The following is a 6,917-nucleotide window of genomic DNA, read 5'->3' on the forward strand; positions in this document are numbered from 1 at the left end:
CTGGGTGGCACCAACGAGCAGGTGGAAAATGCGGCTGAAATCGGTATGGAGCACAACCTGGGCCTGACGTGTGATCCGATTGGTGGTCTGGTTCAGGTGCCGTGTATCGAACGTAACACCATGGGTGCGGTTAAAGCGATCAACGCGGCACGCCTTGCGTTGCGCGGAGATGGTGAACACCACGTATCCCTGGATTCTGTCATCGAGACTATGCGTCAGACGGGTCTGGATATGCAGGACAAATACAAAGAAACCTCAACGGGTGGGCTGGCTGTTAACGCCGTGGCTTGCTGATGTAAACCCAGGGTGGTCTGGGCGTTCTAAATATCGAACCCTCATACGCACCCTGAATGCTTTCAAAATAACAAACAGAGATCAAAACCATGAGCATGAGCGATCTGTATAGAAACGACGCTGCGAGCGAAAAGTTCTTTACCTGTGACCTGGCAGAAGCTGATTCAGCAATCAAAGCTGCCGTTGAGCGTGAATTCCATCGACAGGAAGACGGCATTGAGCTGATTGCCTCTGAGAACATCGTTTCCAAAGCGGTGATGCAGGCACAGGGCACTGAGCTGACCAATAAATACGCTGAAGGTTACGTAGGCCGTCGTTACTACGGTGGTTGTGAATATGTTGATGAAGTTGAAGCGCTGGCAATTGATCGTGCTAAGCAGCTGTTCAACTGTGAATACGTCAACGTACAGCCTCACTCCGGTGCACAGGCGAACGGTGCGGTATTTATGGCGCTGTTACAGCCTGGCGACACTATTCTGGGTATGTCTCTGGACGCAGGTGGTCACCTGACTCACGGTGCACGTCCAGCACAGTCTGGTAAGTGGTTCAACGCTGAACAGTACGGCGTAGATAAAGACACTCAGCGTATCGATTACGATGCTGTTGAAGCACAGGCTGTTGAGTGCCAGCCAAAACTGATCATTGCAGGCGGTTCTGCTATCCCTCGTGAAATCGACTTCGCTCGTTTCCGCGAGATCGCTGACAAAGTCGGCGCATACCTGATGGTCGATATGGCACACATCGCTGGCTTGATCGCGACAGGTCAGCACCCAAGCCCGCTGCCACACGCTCACATCGTGACGACGACGACGCACAAAACATTGCGTGGTCCACGTGGCGGTATGGTTCTGTCCAACGATCTGGATCTGGGCAAGAAGATCAACTCTGCCGTATTCCCGGGTTTGCAGGGTGGTCCATTGATGCACGTGATCGCCTCTAAAGCGGTTGCTTTCGGTGAAGCTCTGCAGCCGCAGTTTACTGATTACATCAAGCAGGTTGTAAAAAACGCATCGGTTCTGGCTGAAACGCTGGTTGAGCGTGGCTGTGACATCGTAACCGGTGGTACTGATACACACCTGATGCTGGTTGACCTGCGTCCGAAAGGCCTGAAAGGAAACGCAACTGAAGAGTCTCTGGAACGTGCAGGCATTACCTGCAACAAGAACGGTATCCCGTTCGATCCTGAGAAACCAATGGTTACTTCCGGTGTACGTCTGGGTACGCCTGCAGGGACTAGCCGTGGTTTCGGTGAAGAAGAGTTCCGCCTGATCGGTAACCTGATCGGTGATGTTCTGGATGGCCTGGCTGCTAATCCTGAAGATAACAGCGCTGCGGAAGCGAAGGTTCACGAACAGGTTAAAGCCCTGTGTGCACGCTTCCCGCTGTACCGTTAATACAAGATTTAATCCATAGATAATCGTTAGCAGACAGCGACGTTCCCGAATTTAAACGCGCTGTCTGTTCACTAGATGTGACAAGTTTGAGGACAAGAATATGAGCAATGTACCAGCTAATCTGAAATTCGCGCCATCTCACGAGTGGGTTCTGGACAACGGTGACGGCACTGTAACCGTGGGTATCTCTGATCACGCACAGGAACTGCTGGGTGATGTGGTATTCGTTGAGCTGCCAGAAGTTGGCCGTGAAGTAGAGCAGGGCGAAGAGTTCTCTCTGGTTGAGTCTGTAAAAGCCGCGTCCGACATCTACTCCCCAGTCTCTGGTGAGATCGTAGAAGTAAACGAAACTCTGGAAGATGCACCAGAAACTGTGAACGACGAAGCGTTCACAGGCGGTTGGATTGCAAAAATCAAGTTGGCTGAAGGCGCTGACTTGAGCCACCTGCTGGATGCTGCTGGCTACGAAGCCAAGGTTGCCGAAGAGAGTTGATCGCTCTGGCCGGGTGGGTCCGGTTTAGATAGTCCCCCGATCAGCTCTTTAAGCAAACGCGGGGTGGTTGTGCAGGACCACCCCGCACCCCCCATTTACTGAAGCACGATGCCGCTTCAGACGGGTTGTTAAGATAAACAACGGCTGGCTGCTTTGGCAGCGGGCCGGATAAGAACAGGTTGATAAAGATGGCAGTTGAAAAGCGCACACTGAGCGAACTGGAACAGCGTAACGAATTTACACGTCGTCACGTAGGTCCGGATGCAGCAGAGCAGCAGGCCATGCTGGAAACACTGGGTGTCAGCACCCTGCAGGAACTGATTGAACAGACCGTGCCGGATTCCATCCGTTTGGATGATGCGCTGGACATGGATCTGGGTATCAGTGAAGTAGAAGCTCTGGCTGAACTGAAAGCTCTGGCTAACCAGAATAAGGTAAACAAGTCCTACATCGGCATGGGTTACCACAACACCCACGTACCGAATGTAATCCTGCGTAACGTGCTGGAAAATCCAGGCTGGTACACTGCTTATACTCCTTATCAGCCTGAAATCGCACAGGGCCGTCTGGAAGCACTGCTGAACTACCAGCAGATGGTGATGGACCTGACCGGCATGGAACTGGCGAATGCCTCTCTGCTGGACGAAGCGACTGCTGCGGCAGAAGCGATGACTCTGTGTAAACGTTCCAACCGTAAGAAGTGCAACACCTTCTTCGTTGCGGACGATGTACACCCACAGACGATCGACGTTGTAAAAACCCGTGCGGAATACTTCGGCTACGACATTGTTGTAGACGCAGCTGACAAGCTGGGTGACTACGATGCATTCGGTGTGTTGCTGCAGTACCCAGGTACTTACGGTGATATCACTGACGTTGCAACTCTGGTTGCTAAAGCGAAAGAACAGAAAGCGATGGTGGCTGTAGCTGCTGATATTCTGTCTCTGGTGTTGCTGAAATCACCTGGCGAGCTGGGTGCTGACATTGTACTGGGTTCTTCTCAGCGCTTTGGTGTCCCAATGGGCTTCGGTGGTCCACACGCTGCATTCTTCGCCGCGTCTGAGAAACTGAAACGCTCCGTTCCGGGTCGTATCATCGGTGTTTCTATCGATGTAAACGGTAATCAGGCATTGCGTATGGCGATGCAGACCCGTGAACAGCACATCCGTCGTGAGAAAGCGACCTCAAACATCTGTACTGCGCAGGCGCTGCTGGCCAACATGGCGAGCTTCTACACCGTATACCACGGTGCGGAAGGTCTGAAGCGCATTGCGGAACGCGTACACCGTCTGACGGCTATTCTGGCGTCCGGTCTGAAAGAGAAAGGCGTTGAAACCAACGATACTTACTTCGATACGCTGACCTTTGCTGCTGATGCTTCTGTATACCAGCGTGCACTGGATGCCGGCTGCAACTTCCGTCAGATTGACGGCGGCAAGCTGGGAGTAAGCTTCGATGAAACTACCACTGCTGCTGATGTTGCTGAGTTGTTCGCTGTCATTCTGGGTGATGACCACGGTCTGGACGTTGCTCTGATCGATGCACGTATCACTGCCGGTGAAGCGACAGGTATCAGTGCAGAACAGCGTCGTGAAGATGCAATCCTGACGCACCCAACCTTCAACAGCTACCAGTCTGAGACTGAAATGCTGCGTTACATGAAGGCGCTGGAAAACAAAGATTACTCTCTGGTGCATGGCATGATCCCACTGGGTTCCTGCACCATGAAGCTGAACGCTACAGCGCAGATGATCCCTGTGACCTGGCCTGAATTCGCAAACATCCACCCGTTTGCACCGGCCGATCAGGTAACGGGTTACCACGCGATGCTGAATCAGCTGGAAGATCAGCTGGTTGAGATCACCGGTTACGACAAGATCTCCCTGCAGCCTAACTCCGGGGCATCCGGTGAATACGCAGGTCTGCTGGCGATCCGTAAGTATCAGGAGTCCATCGGTGAAGGTCACCGTAACGTCTGCCTGATCCCATCTTCTGCACACGGTACCAACCCGGCATCCGCAGCAATGATGGACATGAAGATCGTCGTTACTGCATGTGACGAAAACGGTAACGTTGACGTTGCAGATCTGGCTGCGAAAGCGGAAGAGCACGCAGAGAACCTGTCTGCGTTGATGATCACTTACCCATCCACTCACGGTGTGTACGAAGAAGACATCGTTGAGATCTGCCAGATCATCCACAAGTTTGGTGGTCAGGTTTACATGGATGGCGCGAACATGAACGCGCAGGTGGGTATCTCCAAACCAGGTGTGATTGGCTCCGATGTATCTCACCTGAACCTGCACAAAACCTTCGCGATCCCACACGGTGGCGGTGGTCCAGGCATGGGCCCTATCGGCGTTAAGAGCCACCTGGCTCCATTCTTGCCAAGCCATAAGGTAAGTCCGGTTGAAGGTCTGGATGCGAACAACGGTGCAGTTGCTGCTGCACAGTACGGTTCTGCAGCCATTCTGCCGATCACCTGGATGTACAACCGTATGCTGGGTAAAGATGGCCTGAAACGCTCAACTGAAGTGGCAATTCTGAATGCCAACTACCTGACCGAGCAGCTGTCTGAGCACTTCCCGATTCTGTACCGTGGTCGCAACAATAAAGTGGCACACGAATGTATCGTCGACATCCGTCCGATCAAAGAAGAATCCGGTGTGACCGAGGAAGATATTGCTAAGCGTCTGATGGATTACGGTTTCCACGCGCCAACGATGTCGTTCCCTGTAGCAGGCACGCTGATGATCGAGCCAACTGAATCTGAAGCGAAAGCCGAGTTGGATCGCTTTATCGAAGCCATGGTGAAAATCAAAGCGGAGATCGGTCGTGTACAGAGCGGTGAGTGGACGGTAGAGAACAACCCTCTGCACCACGCACCACACACACAGGCTGATCTGATTGGCGAGAGCTGGGACCGTGCATATTCCCGTGAGGAAGCGGTATTCCCAACTGCACATACACGTGCGAACAAGTTCTGGCCTACGGCAAACCGTATCGACAACGTATACGGCGACCGTAACTTTATCTGTTCTTGCCCGGGTATCGAAACGTACCAGGAAGACTGATCAGATATAGCGCATCAAGCACCGTCTGGAACGGGTTCCCTATAGGCTCTTAAGGGAATCCGGCTCTCAGGTCCTTTTGCCCCGTTTTCGGGGCCTTTTTTCTGGGGGAGAATTGCGCGCCAGGATCGATAGTACTGATCCGACTTCCCCTGTTTCCTCGTTTTCCTATCCGCGGTTTGATCCGCAAGGGAGAACAGAAACGCCCGTATAGCAATTGACCTTTCGGCGGTGCTTTCCAGTACCGCCATTTTTTTGTGCTTTTTCCGCTGTCCTCATTTTATGAGGACCTTTCTTCTGATTGTCTGCTGTAAGTTGAACAACCCATCTATAGATGTGACTCAGTCAGCAGGAGCTTCCGTGAACGAAATTAAGCATACCGGCCCACATCAAATTCAGCTTCCTCAGTGGATTAGCGAAGCGCCGTTTGAGCGTCTGTTGAACATGAAAATTGAACGGGCCAATGAGGGCGAGGCTGTACTGACGATGCCGTTCTTTGAGGAATATGCTCAGGGTGCTGGATTGATGCACGGCGGTGCACTCACGGCGTTGGCTGATACAGCTGTCGCGATGGCGATAAAGAGTGTGTTACCGGAAGGGACACACTTCGGCACCATCGCATTGGAGACCCGGTTTCTAAGTGCGGTGCGTCAGGGCCGGGTGACGGCTCAGGCGAATGTTATTTCGCAGCAAGGACGTGATCTTGTGGGCCATGCCACGGTCTTTGACGATCAACAGCAAGCAGTGATTGAATTTGAATCTCGCTTTCGCGTTGCGCGTCATCAAAACTATTCATCTGACTGAGTCAGGCGTTCTACTTCCTGTTTCATGATCAGATAGCGTTCTACGGTCGTGGGGTGTGACGCTTGCTGGCCGTGGCGAATAGATGATGGGTGTACCGTTGCCATGCGTCGCCAGAATTCCGGCAGAGGCTGTAGAGGGTAGTCGAGTTGGTGCATCAGTCTGATGGCCAGCTTATCTGCTTCGACTTCGTAAGATTGGCTCAGCAGGTTTGCACCTAATGCTACCCCGATAGCCGGGCTGACAATGCTACCGCCTGAAGAGATCGCCAGATCGAATAGACCGCCAATTAAGCCCCCTTTGATTTTTTCCATCCCGTGGTCAGCCACGTTGTGCGCCAGCTCATGAGCGATGATTAGGGCCAGCTCGGAGTCTTTCTGGGCAAATCGCATCAGACCTGCGTTGACGATGATCGAGCTTCCGTCTGCAAATGCGTTGATCGCGTCTTGCTGGCTGAGTTGCACCGGATAGTCACATACCTCCACTGCGGTTAGCGTTATTGAGTGAAGGCGGTCGTTGCGTTCAATTGTTAATTCCAGTGACGGGCCTTTTAGCAGTTGCTGCTTCAGGCGGCGGATTGTATTCGCCGTGGAATTCGGCACTTTATCTCCATTAATCTGGATGATTTTATCACCGCGTAAGAGGTGTTCTCTGGCGCTGGTTCCTTTAGCGCTGTGTTTTACGCGGATGCCGTCCAGTTCATCAAATACCTGCTGTGCCGCTTCCTGTTGATTCTCTGGGTAGTCTTCTGCTGTATGCAGTTGGAGACCAAGCTTATACGTGGTGCGGTTTGCACATTGATCAGTGGCTGCGGCGAGAAGCGGAAATGACAGATCTTGCAAGCGATTGTTCAGTCTATGCTCC

The 6,917-nt window shown here is 52.6% G+C and carries 6 protein-coding genes; 5 read left to right on the forward strand and 1 reads right to left on the reverse strand.

The annotated features are described in order from the left end of the window. From ABYW01_RS10380 to ABYW01_RS10400, 5 genes are all read left to right on the forward strand, one after another. Window positions 1-294 (forward strand): L-serine ammonia-lyase, iron-sulfur-dependent, subunit alpha (locus ABYW01_RS10380; protein ID WP_372832544.1); only part of this gene is annotated, 294 nt, incomplete at its 5' end. A gap of 89 nt (window positions 295-383) precedes the next feature. Beyond that, window positions 384-1,688 carry a serine hydroxymethyltransferase gene (glyA, locus tag ABYW01_RS10385; RefSeq protein WP_372832546.1) on the forward strand — a complete coding sequence of 435 codons (1,305 nt, stop codon included), beginning with the start codon at window positions 384-386 and terminating at the stop codon, window positions 1,686-1,688. Between the two features lie 100 nt (window positions 1,689-1,788). After that, window positions 1,789-2,181, forward strand: coding sequence for a glycine cleavage system protein GcvH (gene gcvH / locus ABYW01_RS10390; protein WP_193953560.1), 393 nt, complete (start codon window positions 1,789-1,791; stop codon window positions 2,179-2,181). Window positions 2,182-2,369: 188 nt separating this feature from the next. Next, window positions 2,370-5,255 carry an aminomethyl-transferring glycine dehydrogenase gene (gene gcvP / locus ABYW01_RS10395; RefSeq protein ID WP_372832547.1) on the forward strand — a complete coding sequence of 962 codons (2,886 nt, stop codon included), beginning with the start codon at window positions 2,370-2,372 and terminating at the stop codon, window positions 5,253-5,255. Between the two features lie 357 nt (window positions 5,256-5,612). Further along, on the forward strand, window positions 5,613-6,056 hold the full coding sequence (locus ABYW01_RS10400; protein ID WP_372832548.1) for a PaaI family thioesterase: 444 nt from the start codon (window positions 5,613-5,615) through the stop codon (window positions 6,054-6,056). On the opposite strand, the gene ABYW01_RS10405 is transcribed toward ABYW01_RS10400, so the two are convergent. Next, window positions 6,041-6,917 (reverse strand): M48 family metalloprotease (locus tag ABYW01_RS10405; protein WP_372832549.1); only part of this gene is annotated, 877 nt, incomplete at its 5' end. The genes ABYW01_RS10400 and ABYW01_RS10405 overlap by 16 nt on opposite strands.

Origin of the sequence: Pontibacterium sp., from assembly GCF_041587635.1 — a bacterium.
GTDB lineage: Bacteria > Pseudomonadota > Gammaproteobacteria > Pseudomonadales > Balneatricaceae > Pontibacterium.

Coding starts and splice junctions, on each gene's coding strand:
- glyA (WP_372832546.1), top strand. CDS start 384: ATGAGCATGAGCGATCTGTATAGAAACGACGCTGCGAGCGAAAAGTTC.
- gcvH (WP_193953560.1), top strand. CDS start 1,789: ATGAGCAATGTACCAGCTAATCTGAAATTCGCGCCATCTCACGAGTGG.
- gcvP (WP_372832547.1), top strand. CDS start 2,370: ATGGCAGTTGAAAAGCGCACACTGAGCGAACTGGAACAGCGTAACGAA.